We start from the raw sequence: 24,706 nt of genomic DNA, 5'->3' as shown, positions 1-24,706 counted from the left end.
CTGTTGGGTCGAAATCCTCTGTTGTTGCCAAAGTTAATGGCCGCCAACGCAAACCGGCCGGGCAGAGCTGACTCCGACCGGCCGGTTGCGTGCCGCCGCCTTGCAACAAAGCGACTTATTGCAGGCGAGGCGACAAAGAGGCTAAATCACAGCGCCTCTCAGCGAACGCCCTGGTAGTAACCCGGCGGGTAGTAGCCAGGATAGCCGCCGTAACCAGGCGCTTGCGGAACCTGGCCTTGAGGATACTGGCCCTGCCGGGACTGACCATAGGCCTCTTCCCAGCGTTTGCGCGCGGCATCATAGGCTTCGCGCTGCTGACGCATATAGTCGGCATACTGGTTCTGGTAACCCGCGCCCGGTTGGGCGGCCTGCGCTGGCGGCTGTCCGTAGCCATAAGCGGGCGGCTGCGGATAGCGCGGCTGCGGCATTGCCGCGGTCGCTCCACCAGCGGATGGCGATGGGGCGGACGCCCCGGACCCGGCCGCGGACGGCTGCTGGGCCTGACCCTGGGCCTGATCACGCATGACACGTTGCGCAAAAGCCTCCGATTCGGCTGCCTTGATGGCACCCTGACCGGCATCAGCCTTCTGACCCGGAGCAGCGCCAGTCGGCTGTGGCTGTGCTGGCTGTGGCCGTGTTGGCTGCGATTGGGCCGGCTGTGGCTGGGCGGGCGCCGGCCGCGACTGCGCGGAATATTGCGGCATCGGTTGGGGGGCGGCTGGCTGCTGCATCGGCGCGTGCGGCGCTGCGGCAGTTTGACTTTGGGGGCTAGCCTGAGGCCCGACTTGAGGGGACCCAACCTGGGGGGGCATGGCTGGGGCCGGCCGAGCCGCGGGCTGTGCCTGAGCAGCGACCGGCGGAGGCGCCGCCTGTTGCGGAGGCGCTGCCGGCTTGGGTGCCTGAGCCTGAGGATAGTCTTTCTCTGAATAATCGAGAGAGCGGAGATAAAGAAAACCAAAGGCCAGCACCAAGCTCCACAGCAGGAGCTTGGGCCAGACTCTGGGCGATTTAGCGGTCTTTGCAGGCGCGTCGTCAGGGGCTTTTTTGGACATAGGTGCTACTCCTGTTTGCAGGGGCATGGAAAATTCGGAGATGTTTTTCAACTAGTGGAGCCTTGATCATCGCAGACTTAAGCATCAGCGAAGCCTTATATCATTGCAGACTTAAGCATTGCCGCGCTCTCGGTGCAAGACCCAACGTTGCGCCAGGGTTTGCAGCAGACCCTCGACCGCCGCCGCGCACAGGCCAAGGTTGGCGTTGATTTCGTCCATGGTGACGGGTCCGTCGGAACAACCGGGGGCGGGATTCACCACGAAGCAAAGCGCGGCATAACACAGACCAAGCTCACGCGCCAGCGCGGCTTCCGGCATGCCGGTCATCCCGACCAGATCGCAGCCGTCGCGAGCCATGCGCCGAATCTCCGCCGCAGTCTCCAGCCGGGGGCCTTGGGTGGCACCATAGCAGCCCTGAGCCCGCACAGACTGCCCGACGGCTTCCGCGCTTGCCAGTAATGCAGCACGCAGCTCGGTGCAATAGGGCTCGGTGAAGTCGATATGATCCAGCGGCGGATCGCCGGGCTCGCCCTGGTAGAAGCTCCCCAGCCGCGCCCAGGTGTAGTCGATGATTTGATCCGGCACACAGAGCACACCGGGCGCGCAATCCGCGGCAATCCCGCCCACGGCACCGAGCCCGACGATGTGCGAGGCACCAGCATCGGCCAGCGCGCGGATATTAGCGCGGTAGTTGATTTGATGTGGGGGAATGCCATGCGCATCGCCATGGCGGGGCAGGAACAACAGCGGGCAATCGCCGAGACGCCCCCAGGTCAGAGGCGCGGAGGTCTCACCATAGGGCGTCGGGACCGGCTCGCGCCGCTCCACCTCCAGACCGGGCAACGCGGAAAATCCCGAGCCGCCAATCACCGCCAGGCGCGTCATGCAAGCCCCTCCACTCTCGTTGAATACGATGGGTAAGAGGGGATTTTACTGAAGATTGGTCAATCGCGCCCAACTCACGCAATCAGCACCCACCAAAGCGCATCGACCTTAGCAACGGCAAGGGGCAAAACAGGGGACAACCGCGGGTCCGGAAGGGTCGCGAGGCGTTAAAGGCGGGCGCGCTCGGCAGACGCCTCTGCAAGAAGACCGATTTCAACCAGCTTTGGCAGCAGAACTTGCTCCTCGCGATCGATACGGCAGGCGACCATGTCGAAAATCTCGTGTGTTTCCTCGAGAAATTCCGGGGTAAAGTTGAAATCACAGTTCTTCAGCCACTTGCGATGATACTCGTCGAACGAGCGCCGCAGCGGTTTCTCACCGCTGATGAATCCCCAGGCAATGGACTTCACCCGCGGGTCCTCATGGGTGAGGAGATTCGGGTAAAGGCGCTGGTCTTCCGAGGCCAGATGCGCTTTGACTTTGGTGGCCAGATCACACAGCAGCTGATAGGCCGTCTTGGCGTTCGGGCGGATCTTGAGCAGCTCTGGCTGCAGCAGCTGGCGCAGGTCATCAATCATTTGCCTGAGATCATTGTGACTGTCGCGGTATCCGGTCAGTGTTTCCATGTGCTCCTCCAGCATTCTTTATCGTCGTTGGATTTTCTATCGATCCTGAAAGATCGATCCGGGCGGGCGACGCGCCGCCAAGAAGTCGCGCACCAGTCAGACAGCGCGGGACCCTGGACGGTCGTCATCCTCATCCCCTTGCTGCAAGGATTTAATACAAACCCCGAACAATGTCAACAAGCGGTTCATTATATTAGACTTTTCTTTATCGGCCAGATACCCCGTTAAAGCCCGCTCAGACATCCTGATCGGCGGCTGCATAGATGCCGTCGGCGTTGCGGAAATAACTTTTGTAATCCAGCCCGTAACCCATAAGATAACGGTCGGGAGTGGTCAATCCAACCACGTCGGGACGATAAACGCAGTCACGCGCGCGCAGTTTCTCCACCAGCACGGCACTGGTGACGGACGCGGCGCCGTCTTCGCGGCAGGCGTCGACAATCTCCTGCATGGTGACCCCTTCGTCGAAAATGTCATCGACAACCAGCACATGCTCGCCGCGGATGATCTCTGACGGGCGATATTTCCACTCCAGGGTGCCGCCACGCGTGCCCTCACGATAGCGGGTCGCATGCACATAGCTCAGCCGTAACGGGAACTGCAGCCGCGGCAGCAAAATGCCAGCCGTCACCACGCCACCGGTCATCACGCTGAGCACGATAGGATCGCTCGCGGCCAGGCGCTGTTCCAACGCATCGGCCATGCGGTCGAAGGCAGACTCCACCGCCGCGCGATCAAACAGGCACTCGGCGCGCTCCGCGACACCCTGGTAAGTCTCGGCAGTCATTTTGTTCATCTAAGGTAGCTCCATCAAGGCATAACAGCGGTTGGTTTCAGACGGGGACAGAGACATCGTCCTCATCGCGAGGCAGCAGCCGCTTGAGCGCCGCCTGTGCCGCCTGCCTGCGCTGCGCGTCGGCCTGCGCTGCCGAAACCGCCGCGCTGCTGGGTTCACTTCCGGACTTATTGCCGGGCCGACTCGCGGACTGGCTTCCGGACTGGCTTCCGGACTGGCTTCCGGGCTGGCTTTCGGGGTCGACACTCGATGAGGCAGTTGGATCGCCCGCGCGCAGCCGCGCCAGGCGCTGGGCACCAACCGGATCATCAAAGTCGACCAGAGAGTCCACCACCGCCAAGGCGGCCAGCCGGTTATTGCACAGGATAACCATGTCGCAGCCAGCGTCCAGCGCGGCACGCGCGCGCTGCGGGTAGCTGCCGGCCACCTCGGCGGCGGTCATACTGAGATCATCGCTGAAGATGACGCCCTGAAATCCCAGTTCCGTGCGCAAAATCTGCTTTAGCCACACCGACGAGAACCCGGCCGGCTGGTCATCAACCGCCGGGTAGATCACATGCGCGGGCATGACCGCGTCGAGAACGGCGCTGGTTCCAGTGCCGGCCCCGGCGCTGGTTCCAGTGCCGGTCCAGGTGTCGGCCCCGGGGCTGGTCCCGGGGCTGGTCCCGGGGCTGGTCCCGGCGCTGATTAGGGCCTTGAAGGGTTGCAGGTCGGCCTCGCGCAGGGTCGCTTCCGGGCGCCGGTCGACCGGGAACTCTGCGTGCGAATCCTCCACCACCCCGCCATGTCCTGGAAAATGCTTACCGCAGGACGCCATGCCGGCGGAGCGCGCACCAGCCACCCAGGCGCGCGCAAGCGCGATGACCGCGGCCGGGTCGGCAGCGAAGGCGCGGTCCCCGATCACCGCGCTCAACCCATAATCCAGATCCAGCACCGGAGCGAAGCTGAAATCGAGCCCGACCTCAAGAAGCTCACTGGCAAGCAACCAGCCCAGATCGGCGGAGGCCTGACAGGCGGCGACCGGGTCGCTGTCGTAGAGCTGGCCGAGCAGGCGCAGTGGCGGAAAACGCGTGAATCCGTCGCGTAAGCGCTGCACGCGCCCGCCTTCCTGATCGACAGCGATCAGCAGAGGCCGCGCGGAGGCCGCGCGAATCTCGCCGATCAGTGCCTTCAGCTGTTCGGGGTGGTGGTAATTGCGCGAAAACAGAATCACGCCACCAACGGCGGGGTGGTCGAGCAACTCGTGCTCCTCGCCGCTGAGCGTCTCGCCTTCCAAATCCAGCATCACAGGTCCGATACGCGCAGACATCAGGGGTCTCCCTTATCGACAAAAACGAAGATATTCAGGCAAGAATTTGCCACATCAAGATCAGATTGCGGCGCCTCCTGGGCGGATTTCAGACCACGCGGCCGCGCACGTCTAGGTGGTCTCGCCAGGCATCGCCAACCCGATTGACAGCGAGCACCACCAACAGCAAAGCAATGCCCGGCGCCAGCACCAGATGGGGCGCCACCAGCAGCACACCCACCCCGTCGCGAATCATGGTGCCCCAGGAGGCATGTGGCGGCTGCACGCCCAGCCCCAGAAACGACAGGCCTGCCTCGCTGATTACCGCCGCGGCGATACCAAAGGTGGCCTCCACCATCAAGGGTGCCGCCGCCAGCGGCAGCAGATGGCGCAGCAGAATGCGGCCGCTGCCAACCCCCAACGCACGCGCGGCGAGCACATGCTCGCGCGAACGCAACGACAGCACCTGTGCCCGCGCCAGGCGCGCGTAGCCGACCCACCCGACAGCGGCAAGGGCGATGACCAGATTGCCAAGCCCTGGCCCGAGAATACCCGCCAGCGCAATGGCGAGCAGGATACCCGGAAACGCCAGAAAGACATCGATGACTCGCACTGTCAGCAGATCCCAGACGCCGCCGGCCAGCGCCGCCGCGCCCCCGATCAGCGCACCCACAGCGGCCGAGACCAGCACCACGCCCAGTCCGACCGCAAGCGCCGTGCGCGCGCCCATCAGCACCCGGTCCAGCACCGGCCGACCAAGGTCGTCGGCCCCCAGCCACAGTTCACCACCCGGCGGTGCCAGAATGCGCGGCAAATCCACCTGGTTGGGCGCGAGCGCGAGCCAGGGCAGCACCAGCGCGGCGAGTAGCCACAGCAGCAGCACGGTGACGGCCAAGAGCAGCAGCGGATCTTTGGTGTGCCAGAGCGCAGCACGCATGCCGGCGTCCTTCAAGCAGCGCAGAGCAGCTCAGCGGCGGCGACGGTTGGCATCGGTCTGTTGCCGGGCGATGGCGGCGCGCAGCAAATCCTCCGTCACCTCCACCAACTGCGCCGGCTGCCATGGCTGCACTGGCAGCGGATCATCGAACGTGGCATAGCCTGAGTCGGCGGACCGCGCCCCGCTGCAAGCCAGACACAAGACCAAACAGACTGGCATCAAGCGCGCAATCGGGCTGAGCGCGGTCGGCATCTGTGCCCAACTGAAAGTTTCGCTGAATCCTGGCATAGATATCGTTGTATTTTCGCAGTAAAGACCGTGTCATGCTTCAGCGATCAAGCATACGCCAATGCAACCCCAAGCTGGCAACCTCAAGCCAGCAGCCCACGTCGGCAGCTTGACAACTTGGGCCAGTATTTTCCGGCATCCTCAGATGCGGATGCTATTCTAATATCACGAGGAACATGGTTCGCGTCGGCGTTGGAGTCGAGCCTGATTTTTCCAGGCACGCCTGACACCGACCCCCACCCTGGCCACTGGCCGTTTTAGCTGCGAACGCCATGACTCATCAATCTTCTGCCCCCGCCCCCCCTGCCCAATCGCTCACAATTCCCGAACGGCTCTATGGCCGCGACGCCGAGCGCACCATCTTGCTCGAGGCCTTCGGGCGGGTGGCGCGGGGTGCGGGCGAAGTCTTGCTGGTGCCAGGTCTGCCTGGCGTCGGCAAAACCGCACTGGTCGAGGAACTTCGCACCAGCGTGCTGGCGAGCAACGGATTCTTCGGCGTTGGCAAGTTCGGCCAATACCAGCAAGGGACGCCTTATTCAGCACTGCGCCAGGCGCTAGCAGGCATTGCGCGCGCGCTGACTGCGGAACCCGATGCCCGTCAGTATTGGACAGCCCGGCTGTGCGAGGCCGTCGGCGATTGCGGGCAGCTATTGACTGATCTGGCGCCTGAGTTCGAGCCGCTGCTCGGCACCTTCCCACCCCCACCGAATATCAGCCCGCAGGAAGCACGCCATCGCTTCGGCACCATGCTGCGCCGTTTTCTCGCGACCCTGTGCCAGCCGGAGCATCCGCTGGTGCTGTTTATCGACGACTGGCAATGGGCAGACGCGGCTTCGCTTGCAGTGCTCGAGCCGCTCGAGATCGGCCTTTCTCTGCGGTACATGTTGTTGATCGCCGCCTACCGCGATGACGAGCTCGATGATGCCCATCCCTTTCAGGAAAAGCTGCGTCATCTCAAACAGCACCATGTCCCGGTCACGACTCTGGCGCTGCGGCCGCTCGGGTTGACCGTCGAGCAGGCATTTCTGAGCGATACCTTTCGGCCCGCATTGACCAACCCTGGCGAACTGGCGCGCATCATGCACCGCCATACCCAGGGCAATCCGTTTTTCATGCGTGCCTTTGTCGGCTTCGTTCATGACACGAAACTACTGACCTTTTCAGCCGAGCAACAACGTTGGACCTGGTCGCTGGAGGACTTCAACGCCATTGAGGTCAAGAACGACGTGGTCGAGTTCCTCGCCCACCGCTTCCGCCAGCTCAGCCCGGACCAACAGGCGCTGCTGATGCGGGCCGCTTGCCTCGGCAATCGCTTCGACCTGGCTGATCTCGGCCTGCTCACCGGCCGCTCGGCGAGCGAGTGCCGAGCGCTCCTGCGCGAGCCGCTCGATACCGCCCTGCTGGTGGCGACCAAGGCCCCAGACAGCGATGGCAGCCCAGCATTTCCGGCCAACCAAGGCGGCCAGAGAGGCCAGTATCTGTCCTTTGCGCACGACCGGGTGCAGCAAGCGGCGCATGGGTTGCTCGATCCCGCCGCACAGCCCGCGATCAAACTCGACATCGGCCGCACCCTGTTGCAAGAGTTACCGCCCAATGAGATGAGCGAGCGACTGTTCGAGCTAGTCGAACTGCTCAACGCCGGTCTCGCGCTGATTACCGACCGCGACGAGAAGCTGCGCATACTGGCACTGAATCTTTCCGTTGCGGGCAAGGCGCGCGCAGCCACGGCCCACCGCAGTGCACTCGGCTACCATCGCGCCGCCGGCACCCTGCTGGGCGAGCCGGACTTCGCCGAATGGATCTGGCGCCATCACCATGAAACCGGCATGGAACTGCTACAGGGCTGGGCCGAGAGCGAATTCCTCGAGGGCGAGCATGCGCTGGCGGAGCAGCTGCTGCGCCAGGCGGCGGAGCGCGCCGACAGCGCGTTGGAGCGAGCCGAGGTGCTGAACACGCTTATTGTGCAATACACCCTGCAAGCCCGCTATGCGGATGCCATCGCCGCCGGTCGCGAAGCCCTTGCCGGACTTGGCGTCAGCCTCCCCGAGCACGACCACGAAGCCGCGCGAGACGCCGAGATCGCCCGGGTGCGCGCCGCGCTGGCCGAAACATCCATTGCCGCCCTGGCCGAGCGCCCGAAAATGACCGACCCGGTGCAGCGCATGGTCGGCTTCCTGCTGATCGCCATCGGCCCATCCTGTTACCGCGCCCATCAGCGGCTGTGGTCCGTCATCGTGCCGATGGCGGTGAACCTGACGTTAACCCACGGCAATCTGCCGCAAGTCGGCTACAGCCACACGGCCTTTGCTGGACTGATGATCTGGGTCGCTGATGATTTCGACACCGCGCGCGCCTTCACCGATCTGGCCGAGCGGTTAATGACAGAGACCTTCGAGAACCCGTCCGACCAGAGCGTCTTCCGGCTGATGATTGGCAGTTCGGCACGGTTCTGGTTCGCGCCGCTCGAGCACAGCTGCGCCGATTATGCCGAGGCCTATGCCATCGGGCTGCACGCGGGCAATCTGCAGTATGCGGCCTATGCTTTCGGGCACAACATGTACAGCCGCTTCTATCAGGGCATGGAACTCGCCGCCCTGCGCGAGGAGACCGAACAGTCACTGGATTTCAGTCGCTCGCGCGGCAATCAGTGGGCCATCGACCTGCTCGCGGGCGGGCTGCTGCTGATCGACACCCTGCACGGCGAGGCGAGCGATCCCGACCACCAGGCAAGCGCGGAGCACAACTGGTTGCAGCAAGTGAGCGCGCACAATAACCCCCAGGTGCTCTGCATCTTCCGCATTCTCAAGACCTTCAGCCTGCTGCTGCTCGGTCGCCACGAGGACGCCCTGGCCTGCTCCGAGGAGGTTGCCCCAACGCTCTACATGGTCGGCACTCAGGGCTTGCTGCCCTGGCCCGAACATCAATGCACGCGGTTTCTGATTCTGAGCGCGCTCCACCCCTGGGTCGATGCCGACCGTCAGCATCATTGGAATCTCGAGCTCGACGCGCTGCTTGCGCGCCTGCGTCGCTGGAGCGAGCAAAACCCTGCGAATTTTGCGCCCATGGCCACGCTGGCCGAGGCCGAGCGCGCGCGCCTGCGCGGCGAGGCCACGCAAGCCATGCGCAACTATGTGAAGGCCGTTGGTCTGGCGCAGGACGGGCACTTGCCGCATTGGGAAGGGCTGATCGCCGAGCGCGCCGCCTGGTTTTGGGAGTCCCAGGGTGACGATCGCGTTGCCCAGGGCAGCTTGCAGCAAGCCTATGATGCCTTCGCCCGCTGGGGCGCCGATGCCAAACTGCGCGCCATGGAGATCCACTACCGCGAATGGATCTCAGCGCGACTGCCGCCGACCTTTGCTGACCTCGAGGCCGAGCAGATGCGCGCCGCCGTGGTGGAGCGCCAGATTAAGCTGCTGCGCCTGCAATCGGCCCAGACCCGCGAGAGCGATCGCCGCCAGGATGCCGAGCGCCAGGCCGCGGAACTCTCCGCCGCGACCGCCCGACTGCGCGAGGAGGTCGCGCAGCGCAAGGCGATCGAGGCCGATCTGCGCGAAAGCGAGGCCCGTTTTCGTCTCACCTTTAATGAATCGCCGGTCGGCGCCGGGATCGTATCGCTGGACCTCCACTATCAACGCGGTAATGCGGCGCTCGGGCGCTTTCTGGGTTACAGCGAAGAGCAGATGCGCAATCTCAGCGTCGTCGATATCACCCACCCGGATGACCTCCCAGAGACCCGCACGCAGGTTGGCAAGCTACTCACAGGCGAGCTCACCGAGGTGCACCTCGACAAGCGCTATGTGCGCGCCGAGGGCAGCATCGTCTGGGGCCGGTTATCGACCAGCCTGATCCGCACTGGCCAGGGCGAGCCGGCCTATTTCATCGCCCTGATCGAGGACATCACCAAGGCGAAGGAGACCGAGCAAGCGCTGCGCCTTGCCAGCGAGGAAGCCCTGGCCGCGAGCCGGGCCAAGAGCGAGTTCCTCGCCAACATGAGCCACGAGATCCGCACGCCGCTCAATGGCGTGATCGGCATGCTGCAGCTACTCGGGGACACCAGGCTGACTGAAGAGCAACTCGAATGCACCAGCACAGCATTGCGCTCATCCAGGCGGCTTGAAGGGCTGCTCTCGGACATTCTCGATCTCTCGCGCATCGAAGCCGGCAAGCTGAGGCTCTCTCCGGCCGCCTTCCAAATCGCCGAACTGCGCACAGCTGTGCTGGAGATTTTTGGCCTCGCCGCGCAAGAGAAAGGGCTCGCGCTGGCCTGTCACATTCAGCCGGGCACGCCGGAATGGGTCATTGGTGATGAACTGCGCCTGCGTCAGGTACTGCTTAACCTGGTCGGCAACGCGATTAAATACAGCGACAAAGGCAAAGTATGCGTCACGCTGAGCCCAATCGCCGCCAGCGACTGCGCACCGGCGCGCATTGGTTTCGAGGTCAGTGATACCGGCCGTGGCATTCCCGCCGAAGACATCGAGCAGGTCTTCCAGCCTTTTTTTCAGTCATTACCCCATGCCGGCTCGGTCTCTCAAGGCGCCGGACTCGGTCTTGCCATCGTCAGCCGGCTGCTTAACCTGATGCATGGCCAGATCGAGGTCGAAAGCACGCCAGGGGTAGGCACGCGCGTGCGCTTTGCGGTTCCACTGCAAGTGGCTGGAACGCAACCATCGCCGCTATTTACGACAACCGACGAGGCCGCCGTGGCCACAGCATCAGCCAGCGCAAGCTGGTCCTTGCTCTTGGTGGATGACGAACCGACCAACCTGCTGGTCGCTCGACGGCTGCTTGAGAAATCCGGCCACCAGGTGCGCTGTGCCGCTAATGGCCAAGAAGCACTCGACGCCCTGCGCGCCGAGCCCTTCGATGCTGTGCTGATGGACGTACAGATGCCTGGCATGGACGGACTCGAGACCACCCGCGCCATTCGCGACGGCGCAGCCGGGGCTGAGCGCGCAGGAGTCCCCATCATTGCCATGACCGCCCACGCCATGAGCGGCGACGAAGAACGCTTCCTGGCTCACGGCATGAATGCCTATACTTCAAAGCCCGTCGATCGCGCCCAGTTGCTCAAGACCGTCCACCGTGTCTGCGCCCGTCACTGAGCGCGACCGTCCCTCACAAAGAATCGCCGAGAAGCCGGTTTCGTGATGCTAGAGCGCCCTCCCCGCCAAGACACTCAATTGCCCCGCCACTATCGGGCGCTGACGCTCCCGTGGCCTGTGGGTTGGAGCAGATTTGCCGTTCGCACATGGCGCGGCCACCTTGACCCTTTTGCGTTCCTCGGATAGCCTGCTGAGCGATGTAGATGCGCGCGCGCACTAGGCTCGCGCCGCAGGCGTTGAATCCATCGCCATCGCCCAGGATCTTGGTTTGCTACCAGGTCTTGGTCACGGTTACGACCAAGACCAGGCTCCCTATGACAACGCCAACGACGCGCCAGTCGGCCAACCTCTTTCGCAACTACAACCGCATGATCGCGGTGGCTTACCTGTCGCTGCTATTGGCGCTCATCGTCTTCTTTGGCTACCTCTTCCAGCGCAAGCTGGCCGAGGAGATTCACTTTATCGAAGCCAATGTCGAGCGTCATGCCCAGTTCTTCGAGTTCGTGCTGCGCTCGGCCGGCGACCAATTAGAGACGCTGCGCATCTCAGCGGCCACGCGCGGCAATGGCGGCGCGGCGCCTGCCGGCGATGCCTCGCCACTGAAGAGCCCCCCGGGGCTGTGGCTGCGCCCGAACGATGACGGCTCCGGCTTCAATCTCGATGCCCTGCCCGACCGCGACTCGGCCGGTAACATCCTCGGCACCGGCGCGCTCGAAGGACGCTCGGAGACCTTCTATCGCGATCTGGCGATCATCCTCAGCCTGAACGACGAGTGGAGCTCGCTGCTCTTCAACCTGCCCAGTGCCGCGGGCGCGCATTTCTTTTCAACCCAGGGGGTCCAGGCGCAACTACCATGGCGACGCGCGGAAAAGATCGCCTTTGTGGCCCAGGTGGTCAATCAGCCGGTGTGGCAGCTGGGACTCCCGGCCGCCAATCCAGACCGAGCGAAGTATTGGGCGCCGGTCTACTTCGGCGGTGAAGCACTCGGTCTGCTGGCGCCGGTTGCGGTGCCGATCTACGATGAGGATCGGTTCATCGGCGTGCTCTCGATTGATCTCAGCGTTGATTACCTTAACCGGATCAACAGCGACTTCACCTATCCGCTCGGCTTCACCATGCTGGTTGACGACCAGCAACGTGTGCTGACCCATCCAGTGATGTACCAGAATCCCCTCGCGGTGGAGCAGACACCGGATCTCGCGCAATCGCTACCCGAGTCGCTGCGGCCATTTCAGGCTGAACTCCTTGCACTGCCGGCTCGGCAAGCAGCTGAAATCGCGGACTACCTGGTGATCCGCCGGCCGTTGCTCAATGCGCCTTGGTCGATGCTCTATATCGTGCCGATGCAGAAACTCTGGGCTCTGCTGCTCGGGGATATCGGTGGCCCGATGGTGGCAATGTTGATCGGACTGGCGTTGCTGATGGGGCTTACCTATCTGCTGACCTCGCGCGAATTCGTTGGCCCAGCGGCAAAGTTGGTGCGACACATTGCCGCCGAGTCCAACTTCGAGCCCACCGATATCCCTGCGGTACCCTCATCCTGGCGACCCTGGTTCGAGAGCATCACACGCGCCTTTAACGAGTCCATGCAACTGGTATCGCTTCGCCAAGAGCTGGATATCGCCGCGCGAGTGCAGGCCGCGATCCTGCCCCAGCACTGGCCCAGCGACCCTCGCTATGCGCTCTGGGGCCGAATGCGACCCGCCAAGGAGATTGGGGGCGACTTCTACGACCATTTCGAGGCATGCGAGGAGATGCGCGACATCATGGTCGCGGACGTCAGCGACAAGGGCATTCCGGCAGGCCTGTTCGGCACCCAAGCGAATACACTTTTGCGCGCCTATGCGACTCAGCGGCAGGATTCGATCGGAGAGCTGATGGCGATCGTCAACGACATCCTGGCGGACGACAATGACGCCTGCACCTTCGTCACCCTGATCTATATCCGCTTCAACCCCGCGTCTGGCGAACTCACCTATGTCAACGCCGGCCATCCCTCACCGCTGCTGGTGCGCGCCGATGGTGAGGTCTCTGAATTGCCCCCCACCAAAGGCGTTGTGCTCGGAGTGATGGAAGAGATCGATTATCAGACCGGCTCCTTCAAGCTCACGGCCGGTGATACCCTGATCCTATTCAGCGATGGCGTCAACGAAGCCATGAATCAAAGTCAACAGGAGTTCGGCACCGAGCGCCTGCATGCGCTGTTCTCCGGTCAGCCGCCAAACAGCCCACGCGAGGCCGTGGACCGGATCTTCGACGCGGTTGATGCCTTTGCCGACGACCAAGAGCAATCCGACGACATCACCTGCGTCGCGCTGCAGTTCGGTGAGCAGGATCGCACGACCACAGTCGATGCGTCCCCGGTGGACCAGGCGGACGCAGGATGATGGGGCTTCGCGCGGGCCGCTGGCCAATCCTGCTAGGCTGGCTGCTGCTAATCAGCAGCGCCGCGCTGAGCGCCGACAGCCTCGACGACATCCGTTGGCGCGGCGAGTTGGTGGTCGGCGTCAAGGCCGATGTCCCAGCCTGGGGTGAGCGCTGCCCCGGGAGCGATCGGATCGTCGGCCTAGAGCCGGACCTGGCTCGCGATCTGGCCGATCGACTGGGGGTGGCGCTGAAGTTGGTGCCGGTGCTCTCGGCGGAACGCGAGAACGCGCTCGAGTCGGGACGGGTCGATATGATCATCGCGACCATGAACGAGACGCCCGAGCGGCGCGAGGCGATGACGCTGGTGCAACCGCCTTACTATGAGTCAGGCGCCAGCCTGCTGGCGCGCCAATCCGCCGGCTTTCATCAGTGGTCGGACATTCGCAACCGGCGCATCTGTTCGCGTCGTGGCTCCTTCTACAATCGGCCTCTGGCGGTCGAGCATGGCGCCGACATCGTTGCCCTGTACAGCGCCGAGGTTGCGTTGAAGGCCCTGCTGGAGGGACGCTGCGATGGCTTTCTCGGTGATACCGCGGTGTTTTCGGTGATGCTCGGCGACCCGCAGTTGGCAACGCGCTACGAGATGGTGTTGCCGCCGCTCTACGTCACCGGTTGGGTGGCTGCCCTGAATCGAGACGAGCGCGGCAGCCGGCTGGAGCAGTTCGTCTCCGACGCGATCAAGGACTGGCACGGCAGCGGTCTTTTCACCCAGCTTGAAGAGAAATGGGGCATCCGACATAGCGATTTCAGCCAGCGCATGCGGTCGACCTGGCGCGAGGGCTCATCCGCCCCGGAAGACGAGGGGTTGTCGCTGACTGATGGCAGCGCGAGCGGTCCGTCGCAGTCGCCGCCGGCGGCACTCGACAAATCGACTCCAAGCCAGCACTCGAGCGATTCGCGCGCGGGCCAAACGCAAGCGGACGCGGCTGCCCCCAGGCATGAGCATCAGCCTCAGCCCAAGCCGAATCTCGACCCGGCCGAACTGTCGAAGACCGCCCCAACCCGCACTGAACTGGCACCCGTCACCCCCTCCAGCTCCAGCCTGAGCCGGGCAGTACCGGCCGGAGCACTTCCACCTGACATCGCCCGTATCGTCAGCAGCGGCGAGCTCATCGTCGCCATGGGCGGCATGGAGACACCACCGTTCTTCTATACCCTGAGTGGGGAGACCGTCGGTCTCGAGGTCACCATGGCACGCGAGTTGGCGGCCGAACTCGGCGTCGAACTGCGGCTGAACCGTGACGCGCAAAGCTTCAACGAGGTCGTCGATCTGGTCGCCGAAGGCGAGGCGGATATCGGCATCAGCAAGCTGTCGCGCACCCTGGCACGGGCCCAGCGGGTGCAATTCTCCGCGCCCTATCTTCGCCTCAGTCATGCCTTGGCCTTCAATCGGCTGCGCCTGGCGCAGATGACTCATTCGCAGCAGTTGGAGAACGTGGTGCGCACCTTCGATGGCAGCATCGGCGTGATCGCGCACTCGTCATTTGCCGAATTCGCCAAGCGCAACTTCCCAGCCGCGCAGATCCGCCCCTATCCGACCTGGGACGCAGCGGTCGAGGCGGTGAGCACCGGCGAGGTGGTCGCCGTATATCGCGATGAACTGGAAATTCGCCGACTCCTGACCGCGGATTCCCAGGCCTCGCTGCGGTTGCGCACCGTCACCCTGGAGGATCTGCAGGACACCCTCAGCGTGGTCGTCGCGCTCGGGGACGACGCCCTGCTTAACTTCATCAACCTGTTTCTTGAAACCAGGGCAAACAAGCTGGACATCGAAACAACCCTCGAGGCGGCGCGCGAGGCGGATGAGCTAATCCGCTCTGGAGCGAGCAACTGATGGCCACTCAGCATCACGAACGCGGGCTCAAGCGACTGGCATTACATCCGCTGGTTATCATCGCGAGCCTGTTTCTCGGGCTTGCGATGGGCACGTACTTGCCCGAATTTTCTCTCCGCTTCGACTTCGTCGGCGATGTCTACCTCGACCTGATGAAGATGGTGGTGCTGCCGTTCATGGTCGCCGCGGTGATCTACAGCGTGCAGCGGGTCATGCGTGAAGGTGAGTCTGGCAGCATCTTGCTTCGCGTGCTGCTGGTGTTCCTGGTCTTCTCCCTGGTCTCGGCGGTCACCGGCGCCCTGGTCATGTTTGTCGTGCAGCAGTTGTGGAGCTTCTCGCCTCACACCCTGGAAATCTTGGGTAACCTGGTTGGTGTTGATTCCGGCGCCCACAATATCGAGATGACACTCAGCAGCCCGATGACAGCGGCGTCAGAACCCGGTGTCGGTTCGGTGTTGTTAAGCCTGATCCCTTCCAACATCTTCGCCGCACTGACAAATGGCGAGACCTTGCAGGTCCTGGTGTTCTCGATCTTGCTCGGGCTCGCGATCGGCCATGTCCCCGACTCAGTCGCCCAGGCCTTCACTGACACCCTGCATGCCGTCTATCAGGGCTGCCAGATGCTGATGCGTTGGATGAGTTACTTCTTGCCGCCGGTGCTGCTCTTCATGAGCGCGGCGCAGATCGCCGAGTCTGGCTGGGAGCCGATTCTGGCGATGACCCAATTCCTGGCCGCCTTCGCCGCCGGCTCGTTTGCCCTGATAGGCTTCTCGGCGCTGGTGATCTGGCAACGCAGCGGATCGACGCTCGGCACGGTGCTCGACGCCCTTCGCGATCCGTTCTCGCTGGCGGTGGCAACCCGCAACAGCGTGATCTGCATGCCCGTGATGATCCAGTCGTTGATTGATCGCATCGGACTGGATCAGACCCGAGTCGAGCTGCTGGTGCCACTGAGCGTGTCGCTGCTGCGCACCGGCCCGATTCTCTACTACGTCTGCGCGACGCTCTTTGTTGCCCAGATCTACGGGATGAGCCTGAGCGCAACCGACTTCGCCATCCTGCTCGCAGGCTCGATCATCGCTGGACTGGCATCGGCCGGCATGACCGGCATTGCGGTCGTCACCCTCACCGGCATCGTCTGCGGTTATATCGGACTACCCTTCGAGGCCGCCTTCATCCTCTTCTTGGCGATTGATCCCCTGGTCGACATCCTGCGCACCCTGGTCCTGGTGATGACCAACATGGCATCGGTCAGCCTCGCCTGCGAACGCCCCGCGCTCGGGGAGGCGCAAGCATGCCCTGCCTAGGCGTCCTCGGCGGCCTGGGCCCAGCCGCCACCGCCGATTTTATGTGCAAGCTGGTGGCAGTGACCCCGGCGCACTGCGATCAGGACCATCTGCCCAGCCTGGTCCTGAACCTACCGCAGACCCCTGACCGCACCGCCGCCATCCTCGCCAAGGGCCCGAGCCCGCTCCCCGAGCTGCAGCGTGCCATCGAACAGCTGAATGGCTTTGGGGTCGATGCGATCGCGATTCCCTGTAATACCTCGCACCATTGGTACGATGCCTTGGCCAGCGCCAGTGACGCGCCGATCATCCATATCGCCGAGGCCGCGCTGGCGAGCTTGCAGCCAGCAGGCTCAGTCTTGCTGCTGGCCTCCCGCGGCACGGTCGCCTCGGGCTTCTACCAACGGCTGTGCGCGCAGCGCGGCATCGACTGCAGCGTTCCTGATCAACATCGCTTGCAAACGGCTGTTGACCGCTGTATCGCCGAGGTCAAGGCCGGCGCGATTGATGCCGCCGCAGAACAGTTCCAGCAGTTGCTCAGCGCCCCCCTGGCGATCGATTCGCAAACGCTGATCCTTGGCTGCACCGAACTGCCGCTGGCGATGGCGCGGGTCAACACCCAGGGTCTTCAGCTCGTCGATACGACACTCGAGCTGGCACGCCATGCGGTGCAGCGGCTGATGCCCAACGCCCAGCTGTAACCCTGGGCCAAGATGACACTCGCTTGACTGACCAAAGGCTAGCGAAGATCCGCAAGGTCTTGCACCGGTTGGGCTATGAATGACGCCAGTCACGGATCAGCAACAAAGGGCCGAGCGATGAAATTTCAGGTAGCGGACACTCCAGATGCCATCGCCGTACTCATTGAGCAGGTCGAAAGCGAGCTGATGGACGCGGCGATTCCCTTTGCCGCCGTGCATGCGGCTGTGCTGTGCATCGAAGAGCTTGTTGTCAACATCCTCAAGCACGGCAAAATCGAAGGCAAAGAGCCCAACATCGAAGTTGAGGTACAGCTTGAGGACGGGCGCATGGTCATCGACATCAGCGACGACACCACACCCTTCGACCCCACCGCCGCCGGCCCCCCTGAGCATATCGACGCCCCGCTGGAAGATCGCCCGATCGGCGGTTTAGGGATTCATCTGGTGCAGACGCTAACCAACGAACTGAGCTACAAGCGGGTCGGCCAGCGCAATCACCTGCGCCTGGTCAAGCGGATTGAGGAGAAGTGACTGGCCAACCCGACCGGGCGCATTGACCAGAGACAGCTGGAGGAGCTTTTTTAGAACCGGGTGGACGGCCTAAACGAGCTTGATCGCGCGATCGAGACTCGGGGCGATCTTAAACAGGGACTCCATCCCGCACAGCTCGACAACCTGCTTGACATGCGCGTTGGCGCCACACAACCCGACACCGCCTCCGCTCTTTCCTGTGGCCTTGGCGGCTTTCATCATCACTCGCAGCCCGGCACTGGAAAGATATTCAGTATTCTGAAAGTCGAACACCACCCGCGAAGCGCCCGCTTCGATGCGCGCCGATACCTCTCGATCGACCTCCGGCGAGCTGGTTGAATCGAGCCGCTTTCCCGGCTGCACCACCAGTACCCCCTCCTGATCAAAATAGTCTGCCGTCACGGCATAACCTCCGTCGATATCGCTTGACGATTCAAAATAGTCCTCGGTGCGAGCAGACGATCTCGCAAGCGCCTTTCGCGAACAGCGCAGGCCCCTTTAGGATAGGGCGGCATTCCCAGCGCCTGACAAACAGCTTGAAACCTGCGGTATTGCCGACCCGAATTTGCGCTATGCTTGATCAGACCGGCCTCAACTCAATCGGCACGCTGCATCAGGTTATATCAGGCTCTGCCCCCTGCCAATCAAGGTGCATCATGCCGTCTTCTGACGGCTTCGTCTATCCGGCAAGCGCAAACCGCTATCGGCTTGCCCTGACCCTTCAACGACCAATACGCCACCAGTTTCGGATTTGTGTTTCCTGGGGGTGCGTAGGGGGTGGCCGGGACCATAAACATTTCGGTAAGCCAGCATGCCACAAAACGAGTCCCGCCCCATGTCACTCGAGGCGTTGAGCATCATCAACGAGCGCCTGGAGCAAACCGTCAAGCAGGAAGAGGATGTCGACTTCCGCCACAGCCAGTCCAATCAGCGCACCCAGCTCATCGGACGAGTCGCATCCATCATCATGCTCGTGCTGACGCCGCCCGTGTTTTACCTGATTTGGACCCTGGTGGGGGCCATGGGCGTGATCACCGAGCGCATGGGCAACATGTACGGCGAGATCGACGCGATGCAGGAGGATTTCAGCCAGGTCGCGCTCCACGTCTCCACCATCGACACCGCCGTCGGCCGGATGCGCGACCACATGAGCGTGATGCCACCACTGGAGATCAAACTACGGCAGATGCGCGGTGACATCGACCTCATCACCGGCGCCATGGGCGACATCTCCCCGAATGTCAGCGGCATTGGCGAGACCGTCGGCGGCATCGACCACAATATGATCGAAATGAATCAGGCGTTCGGCTTGCTGAACCGCGACATGTTCATCATGCGCCGCAACGTCAATCAGATGAGCAGCCCGATGCGCATGATGCCCTTTTTCGGCCAATAGCCCATGACAACAGACGACCGCACCGCCACCGAGGATGCCGCGAACCGCTTCATGGACCTGCATGAGGACCTCATGTTTGTGTTCAAGCACAACATGGTTCGCAGCACCACCCGTATTAACAATATCATCCGCTACGCCATGCTCGGCATGGTGGTGATGATGATTGCCATGCTGGCCCTGATTGCCACATTTACCAGCCGCATGGACAAAATCACCTTCTACATGGTGGAGATGGCCGATGATATGCAGAGAATGCGTTCAGACTTCGACCGGGTTAACCGGGACATGCTGACCATGGAGCAGGCCGTGGTTGAGATGGACACTCAGGTCAGCACCATGCCGTCGATTTATCAATCGGTCGCTGGCATGGGCAACAATATGGGCAGCATGCGCGAGGACATTCTGACCATTGCCGAGCGGATGGACTTCATCGAGCAGCACATGACCTCCATCGGCGCCACCCTCTACACCATGGATCGGCAGCTGATCGACATGACTGGCAACGTCGGCGGCATCGGCCGCGATGTCGACATCATGTCGCGGCCCATGTCCATTTTCCCCAACAACTGACCCCCGCTGATATCTCCCAGCCGACATCTCCCAGCTAACATCCCCAAGCAAGCGCCCGCGGCAAATCAACCAGAACCGTGATCCAGTCGGTAGATGAGAAAGATCATCACCACCGCGCCAAGGAAGAACCAGATCGGCCCAAGCAGCCATAGCATTAGCGGGATGGAGACATAGTAGGCGCGCATGCCGAAGTTATAAGCACCAGCCCCGCGGCTGATGGCATGAATCGCCGCTGTCGGATCGGGTTCTTCACCCTCCCCCGGCGGCAGATTGAGCAGAAAGGCTGCGTGGTTGTAAAAGCGGATGCACAGCGAAAAGCTGACGAAGCCAATTAAGTAGATAAAGACCGCCAGCAACGCCTTGATCACTGCCAGCGCGTGGCTGCGCACGCCGGCGATATGAACAATGCTGTTTAGCTGGTCGACACCATCCGAGCTGAGCGCGAAGCTCAGAATCCCCAGTGCCAGCACGATGGCCGTAGAAGCCAGCAGGGTGGCGCCCATGGTCCAATTGCGCAACGTCTGCACCGCCAGAATATCCGAACCCTTGCGCATGATATGCGCCGCCCAACGTGCCCGCGCTAGAGAATTGCGCCCAAAGGACGTCTGCTCCGGGCGCGCTCTCACCTCCCATGCGTGGAACAAGTGGTACAACACCAACAGGCTGATGGCGGAGCCGGATAGGCCAATTTCGAGTGCTTTGTCGGTAATCACGATTGAGTACACATCTTCGTCCCTTACACGGCCTTCTTGGATTAGAAGTAGCACAACCCACGCCAGCCGGCTATTACTACAAACCACAACGGCCCACTTAAACCCTTGTTCCATAAGGACACCAAGAGTTTCATCGGCGGCCAAACCCCCGCTTCTAGACGAAGGCATTTAAAACCGTCGGAAGCGCCCTGATCTTTGCGCTAGATTGATAATACTCAATTTCGGATCACGCCTGCACACCGCTTCCCTCCCCTAACCCAAAAGGTCCTCTCCGATGGATATGAAAGCCCTGTTCGACGCCGAGCCCAAGTCACCCCTCTATGTCGCCATCAACCGGGTTCTGGTGCGCAACGACCCGAACCTGATGAGCATGATGAAAGAGGCCAGCAGCAAAATGTGCCTGGCCACAGCACTGACCCCCGGCTTTCGCGGCTTCGACTTGATGCGCCAGCGCGGCAGTTGCCCCATGGGCATGCGCTGGGCCGCCAGCTCGGACATGGGCTCGGAGCTGTCGCACATCTGGATCGACCAGTTCACCTACTGGGACTCCTGGGAAGCACACGAGGACTTCCATGAAACCTTTGAGGACGTGGTGGTGCAGTCCTGCGCCAAGTGCGGCGGCATGTTGCTCGACGGACCAGAAGAGCCGATCTTCCGCATCGTCAAAAGCAAACTGCCCAAGCTGGTGTCACGCAACCAGTTCGTGCAGATGGCCTTCGGCGGCGCTGATCCGAGCAAAATGAAAGGCTATGCGATGGATACCGAGCATACGGTCACGGTACTCGCCACCCATCAGGTGCGCCACGGCAAGGAAGAGGAATTCGAGCAGGGCGAAATCCAGACCATGGAGATGCTGGAGGCATCCCCCGGCGTGATCGGCTGGCAGATCATCAAGCGCATCGGCCTGTCCACCCTCGGCAGCGGCCAGGCCACGGTCGAGTCCATGATGGCAGAGCTCAAGCGCGAACCCGGCGCCAAGCTGCAGCGCACCGCCGAGGTTTGGGAGGGCTACAGCATCCCGGCCGAATACATCACCATGGTCGAGTTCGAGAACATGAACTACGCCCAGACCAGCATGCCGCATGTCAACGTCAAGCCCGAGATCCTCCAGGTTCACGGCACCAAGGTGCTGAACAACTGCCTGACCAAGCCCACCGTGCGCATCTCAGACAGCATGTTCAGCGAGCATACCTATCGTGAGATCCTGCAAGGCTTGCGCTAGCAACGGATCAGCATCGAGGGGTCACCCATCGGTTTCACAAGGGACCTTGCCCTCAATGTGCTTTTTCACCGTGCGCCGGTCGAGCTGGGTCACCGCGGCCACCGCCTCGTAGGTGCCGAGCCGCTCGTATAGCCGCTGGCAATAACCTGACAACAGAGCGGCAGCGTCGAGCGAACCGTCGCGGACGCCGACGAGCCAGCGGTCTTGTTGCTCGCCCGCCCCCTTTTCGAACAGGGTGTCGGGGACATAGCAGCCGTTCAGGATGATGCGCCGCAACGCCTGCTCGAGTTCGCGCACATTGCCGGGCCAGGGATAGTCGGCGGGCAGCTCGGTCAGCGCATCCATGATGCGCGGGTGCTCGACACGCGCAGCCTCGCCGAGCATGCGCTCGAGCAGCGCAGTGGCCAGCTCGCCGAGCTCCTCGGGACAGTCGGCCAGGCGCTCGCGCAGGCTCGGCATGGTGATGATATTGCCGGAGAGACGATAGAAAAAGTCGCGCCGGAAACCTTGTCCAGAAGCAAAACCGGCCGCTGATCCAGCAGGCGCGCCGATCGCTGATCCGTCCCTGCTTCCAGCCGCCTGCCCGCTCGGCAGACCCGCGGTCAAGCCAGCGAGCGGACGGTTGGTTGCCGCCACCACCCGGCCGGCGAAGCGCCGCGTCTCATGGCTGCCGACGGGGGCGAAGGTGCGCTCCTGCAGCACGCGCAGCAGCTTGGTCTGCACCGGCAGGGAGACATCTCCGATTTCGTCCAGAAACAGGGTCCCATAGGCATCGCAGCGCGCGAACAGGCCGTCATGATGATCCACCGCCCCGGTGAAGGCGCCCTTGCGGTGACCGAACAACTCGGATTCGATCAGGCTCTCGGACAGCTCCGACAGATTGGTGGCGATGAAGGTCTGGTCGAGCCCACGCACAAAGCCGCGCTCGTCATCGCTCAAGGGAATGGCCCCCGAGCGACCGATGGCGGCGGCGGCCGAGCCCTTGCCGGTGCCGGTCTCTCCCAGCAGCAGGGTGGAGAAGTCCTGCATGCGCCCCCACAAAATCAGGGTGTAGCGGCGCAGGTCGTTGGTGAAAACACTGTTCCAAAGCGCGCGGCGCAGCTGCCGCATGGGCGCACTGCGCCCGACCATGGCGCGCTCGATGAAAAAATAGGCCCGGCGCAACTGATAATAGAGCGCCACCCAGCGCCGCACCTCGGCGGGCGTGAAGCCGTTATCGCGCAGGCCGGCCAACAATTGCGGCAGCCAGCGCAGATCGGGCGTGTTTGTCTCTGTTGCCGACTGCTGCTCGATCAGCTTGTCGAACAGATCGAAATGGCGCTGATAGCCGACGAACAGAAAAACCTGCCGCATCAACTCGCGGTCCTCGCCGGCTAACTGCTCGAGCCGCTCGAGCCCGCGCTCGCGCAAAGCCGCCAGCCGCTTGTCGACCTCCGGCATCAGCTTGCCATAATGATCGGCCTGGGAGATCGGGTCGGCTGGCAGATCACGACCAAGCAGGCGGCTAAGCCCGTCCTGATCGCTTCCGAACGGGTTCGCATAGACAGTCTCGGTCAGCAGGGCGAAGAAGTCGCGTTCAGCGGGCGATAAACGGCGTGAGCTGGGCATTCGCGGTCAAACCCTGTCTGTGAATAGATGATCTTTTAACACAACAGGGTCGTGCCGCTTGCCCGGGTGGCCGCCAGAGACCAGCGGGCGCCGCGACATGAAGCCACTCAAGCAAGCGATGCCGCTGCTCATTGCCAAGGATGCGCCGCTCGGAACTTCGCGCCTTGACCGTATCTCTTATGAGATACAGAATAGCCGAATTCAGGAGGTTCCATCATGGCCAACACATCGATGCTACATGTCCGTGTGGATGACGACATCAAGGCCCAGGCCAGCGAGGCACTGGCGGCCATGGGGTTGTCGGTTTCGGATGCCGTGCGGATTCTGCTCAAGCGCGTGGTCAACGATCAGGCGTTTCCGCTGGAGCTGAAGGTACCCAATGCCGAAACCCAGAGGGCGATGGAGGAATCGCGGGCGATGATGAAAGCACGCTCGGCCCGCTTCCAATCCGCTGACGCGCTCTTCGATGACCTTGAAAAAAACAGCCAACAGTAAACGAACCTCCCCACCACGGGCAGCCGACTACGCCAAGGCGTTCCGGAAGGACTGGGAACGCCTGTCCCGTTCCGGCCGCCACGATATGAACCGACTCAAGCAAGCCATCTTGCTGCTCATTGCAAACGATGTGCCGCTCGGGCCCGAATGGCTGGACCACCCACTCAAGGGCGAATGGGCCGATCACCGGGAATGCCACATCGGCGGTGATTTCCTGCTGATCTACCAGGTCGAGGGCAAGACCGTCAACTTCGTGCGCGCCGGCACCCACGCCGATCTATTTGAAACCTGAAATCCTCACCGGGAATGCCGCAACGGCGGTGATTCTCTGCTGATCTCGAAGTTCCGCCGCTGAGGCTTGGCGTTAGGCGGAGAAAACGGCCTGGTGGGCATCCATGCTTTTGTGAAGAACACGGACAACATGGATCTCTTCATCGGAGATAACGTCGTAAAACACGACGTGACTCTGAAAATGATACTTACGAAGGCCTGGCTCAATCTGGTCGCAAGCATTTCCCAGCTTGGGCGAGGCGGCCAACATTCTGAAAGCGTCGTCCAGCCCTTTCAGGTAATGCCGGCGTTGTGCGCGTCCCCAGCGTTCCTCGGTAAAACGGGCAATTCCCCGAAGATCATTCTTGGCGGCATGGGTAAGCGAAAATTTACCCACTAATTCAGCTCTTTGTCGAGCTCAGCCATAAAGGTCTCGTAGCTATATCCTGCCGTCCCGCTGGCTCGACCTTCAGCAATCAAATGGCGCAGTGTTTCCAGTTTCTGCTCTTCGCTTTCAAGAAGGCGCAGTCCCGCTCTCACCACCTCTGTGGCGGAGCCGTAGCGCCCCGTCGAAAGCTGGCCGGCAATAAACTGGTCGAAGTGGTCTCCCAAGCTGACGCTGGTGTTTTTCGCCATTGCGATCATTCTCTAAAAATACCAATATTTCGTATATCTT

The 24,706-nt window shown here is 62.3% G+C and carries 23 protein-coding genes; 11 read left to right on the top strand and 12 right to left on the bottom strand.

Annotated elements, in window-relative coordinates:
• Positions 1-158: 158 nt before the first annotated feature.
• The 7 genes from Thiosp_RS04325 to Thiosp_RS04295 all read right to left on the bottom strand — a co-directional run bounded on the left by Thiosp_RS04325 (position 159) and on the right by Thiosp_RS04295 (position 5,836).
• Positions 159-524 carry a hypothetical protein gene (locus tag Thiosp_RS04325; RefSeq protein ID WP_323696832.1) on the bottom strand — a complete coding sequence of 122 codons (366 nt, stop codon included), beginning with the start codon at positions 522-524 and terminating at the stop codon, positions 159-161.
• Between the two features lie 639 nt (positions 525-1,163).
• Complete coding sequence (locus Thiosp_RS04320) at positions 1,164-1,937, bottom strand: S-methyl-5'-thioinosine phosphorylase (RefSeq protein ID WP_201063843.1); 774 nt, start codon at positions 1,935-1,937, stop codon at positions 1,164-1,166.
• A gap of 167 nt (positions 1,938-2,104) precedes the next feature.
• The gene (locus Thiosp_RS04315; protein WP_201063852.1) at positions 2,105-2,563 is read right to left on the bottom strand and encodes a hemerythrin domain-containing protein; all 459 of its coding nucleotides are present in this window, start codon (positions 2,561-2,563) and stop codon (positions 2,105-2,107) included.
• A 235-nt stretch (positions 2,564-2,798) separates the two neighbouring features.
• Positions 2,799-3,359 (bottom strand): hypoxanthine-guanine phosphoribosyltransferase, encoded by a 561-nt coding sequence (locus Thiosp_RS04310; protein WP_201063854.1) that lies wholly within the window; start codon positions 3,357-3,359, stop codon positions 2,799-2,801.
• A 37-nt stretch (positions 3,360-3,396) separates the two neighbouring features.
• On the bottom strand, positions 3,397-4,668 hold the full coding sequence (nagZ, locus tag Thiosp_RS04305; RefSeq protein WP_201063856.1) for a beta-N-acetylhexosaminidase: 1,272 nt from the start codon (positions 4,666-4,668) through the stop codon (positions 3,397-3,399).
• A gap of 88 nt (positions 4,669-4,756) precedes the next feature.
• Positions 4,757-5,584 (bottom strand): ABC transporter permease, encoded by an 828-nt coding sequence (locus tag Thiosp_RS04300; RefSeq protein WP_201063858.1) that lies wholly within the window; start codon positions 5,582-5,584, stop codon positions 4,757-4,759.
• A gap of 30 nt (positions 5,585-5,614) precedes the next feature.
• Positions 5,615-5,836 carry a hypothetical protein gene (locus Thiosp_RS04295; RefSeq protein ID WP_201063860.1) on the bottom strand — a complete coding sequence of 74 codons (222 nt, stop codon included), beginning with the start codon at positions 5,834-5,836 and terminating at the stop codon, positions 5,615-5,617.
• 308 nt (positions 5,837-6,144) lie between these two features.
• Between Thiosp_RS04295 and Thiosp_RS04290 the strand changes: the two genes are divergently transcribed.
• The 6 genes from Thiosp_RS04290 to Thiosp_RS04265 all read left to right on the top strand — a co-directional run bounded on the left by Thiosp_RS04290 (position 6,145) and on the right by Thiosp_RS04265 (position 17,756).
• Entirely contained in the window at positions 6,145-10,977 is a 4,833-nt protein-coding gene (locus tag Thiosp_RS04290; protein WP_323696831.1) for a hybrid sensor histidine kinase/response regulator, read from the top strand.
• A gap of 314 nt (positions 10,978-11,291) precedes the next feature.
• A complete protein-coding gene (locus Thiosp_RS04285) occupies positions 11,292-13,364 on the top strand; it encodes a SpoIIE family protein phosphatase (RefSeq protein WP_201065679.1) in 2,073 nt (690 codons plus the stop codon).
• Complete coding sequence (locus Thiosp_RS04280) at positions 13,361-15,238, top strand: transporter substrate-binding domain-containing protein (protein ID WP_201065677.1); 1,878 nt, start codon at positions 13,361-13,363, stop codon at positions 15,236-15,238. Before Thiosp_RS04285 ends, Thiosp_RS04280 begins: the two co-directional genes overlap by 4 nt.
• The gene (locus tag Thiosp_RS04275; protein WP_201065675.1) at positions 15,238-16,545 is read left to right on the top strand and encodes a dicarboxylate/amino acid:cation symporter; all 1,308 of its coding nucleotides are present in this window, start codon (positions 15,238-15,240) and stop codon (positions 16,543-16,545) included. The genes Thiosp_RS04280 and Thiosp_RS04275 overlap by 1 nt, the downstream gene beginning before the upstream one ends.
• Positions 16,533-17,225, top strand: a complete 693-nt coding sequence (gene cuyB, locus Thiosp_RS04270) for a cysteate racemase (protein WP_201065673.1) — start codon at positions 16,533-16,535, stop codon at positions 17,223-17,225. The genes Thiosp_RS04275 and cuyB overlap by 13 nt, the downstream gene beginning before the upstream one ends.
• A gap of 117 nt (positions 17,226-17,342) precedes the next feature.
• A complete protein-coding gene (locus tag Thiosp_RS04265; RefSeq protein ID WP_201065671.1) occupies positions 17,343-17,756 on the top strand; it encodes an ATP-binding protein in 414 nt (137 codons plus the stop codon).
• A gap of 69 nt (positions 17,757-17,825) precedes the next feature.
• Here Thiosp_RS04265 and Thiosp_RS04260 read toward each other — a convergent pair whose 3' ends face one another.
• Positions 17,826-18,158, bottom strand: coding sequence for an STAS domain-containing protein (locus tag Thiosp_RS04260; RefSeq protein WP_201065669.1), 333 nt, complete (start codon positions 18,156-18,158; stop codon positions 17,826-17,828).
• 409 nt (positions 18,159-18,567) lie between these two features.
• Between Thiosp_RS04260 and Thiosp_RS04255 the strand changes: the two genes are divergently transcribed.
• Positions 18,568-19,152 (top strand): hypothetical protein, encoded by a 585-nt coding sequence (locus tag Thiosp_RS04255; protein WP_201065667.1) that lies wholly within the window; start codon positions 18,568-18,570, stop codon positions 19,150-19,152.
• Between the two features lie 3 nt (positions 19,153-19,155).
• Positions 19,156-19,722 (top strand): hypothetical protein, encoded by a 567-nt coding sequence (locus Thiosp_RS04250; protein WP_201065665.1) that lies wholly within the window; start codon positions 19,156-19,158, stop codon positions 19,720-19,722.
• A 65-nt stretch (positions 19,723-19,787) separates the two neighbouring features.
• Here Thiosp_RS04250 and Thiosp_RS04245 read toward each other — a convergent pair whose 3' ends face one another.
• Positions 19,788-20,579, bottom strand: coding sequence for a DUF599 domain-containing protein (locus Thiosp_RS04245; RefSeq protein WP_323696830.1), 792 nt, complete (start codon positions 20,577-20,579; stop codon positions 19,788-19,790).
• A gap of 130 nt (positions 20,580-20,709) precedes the next feature.
• On the opposite strand from Thiosp_RS04245, the gene Thiosp_RS04240 reads away from it, so the two are divergent.
• Positions 20,710-21,657, top strand: coding sequence for a sulfur oxygenase reductase family protein (locus tag Thiosp_RS04240; RefSeq protein WP_201065661.1), 948 nt, complete (start codon positions 20,710-20,712; stop codon positions 21,655-21,657).
• 21 nt (positions 21,658-21,678) lie between these two features.
• Here the strand turns inward: Thiosp_RS04240 and Thiosp_RS04235 are convergent, their stop codons facing one another.
• Positions 21,679-23,265: a sigma-54-dependent transcriptional regulator gene (locus tag Thiosp_RS04235; RefSeq protein ID WP_201065659.1), complete on the bottom strand. Its 1,587-nt coding sequence runs from the start codon at positions 23,263-23,265 to the stop codon at positions 21,679-21,681.
• 216 nt (positions 23,266-23,481) lie between these two features.
• On the opposite strand from Thiosp_RS04235, the gene Thiosp_RS04230 reads away from it, so the two are divergent.
• Both Thiosp_RS04230 and Thiosp_RS04225 read left to right on the top strand, forming a co-directional pair.
• Positions 23,482-23,760 (top strand): type II toxin-antitoxin system RelB/DinJ family antitoxin, encoded by a 279-nt coding sequence (locus tag Thiosp_RS04230; protein WP_201065657.1) that lies wholly within the window; start codon positions 23,482-23,484, stop codon positions 23,758-23,760.
• Positions 23,732-24,052 carry a type II toxin-antitoxin system YafQ family toxin gene (locus Thiosp_RS04225; RefSeq protein WP_201065656.1) on the top strand — a complete coding sequence of 107 codons (321 nt, stop codon included), beginning with the start codon at positions 23,732-23,734 and terminating at the stop codon, positions 24,050-24,052. The genes Thiosp_RS04230 and Thiosp_RS04225 overlap by 29 nt, the downstream gene beginning before the upstream one ends.
• Before the next feature lie 72 nt (positions 24,053-24,124).
• On the opposite strand, the gene Thiosp_RS04220 is transcribed toward Thiosp_RS04225, so the two are convergent.
• Complete coding sequence (locus Thiosp_RS04220) at positions 24,125-24,427, bottom strand: type II toxin-antitoxin system RelE/ParE family toxin (RefSeq protein WP_201065654.1); 303 nt, start codon at positions 24,425-24,427, stop codon at positions 24,125-24,127.
• On the bottom strand, positions 24,427-24,666 hold the full coding sequence (locus tag Thiosp_RS04215; RefSeq protein ID WP_201065652.1) for a type II toxin-antitoxin system ParD family antitoxin: 240 nt from the start codon (positions 24,664-24,666) through the stop codon (positions 24,427-24,429). Before Thiosp_RS04215 ends, Thiosp_RS04220 begins: the two co-directional genes overlap by 1 nt.
• Positions 24,667-24,706: the final 40 nt, after the last annotated feature.

This window comes from Thiorhodovibrio litoralis (genome assembly GCF_033954455.1).
Lineage (GTDB): Bacteria > Pseudomonadota > Gammaproteobacteria > Chromatiales > Chromatiaceae > Thiorhodovibrio > Thiorhodovibrio litoralis.
The sequence above is the reverse complement of the archived record's forward strand: the minus strand, read 5'-3'. Positions and strand labels throughout refer to the sequence as shown.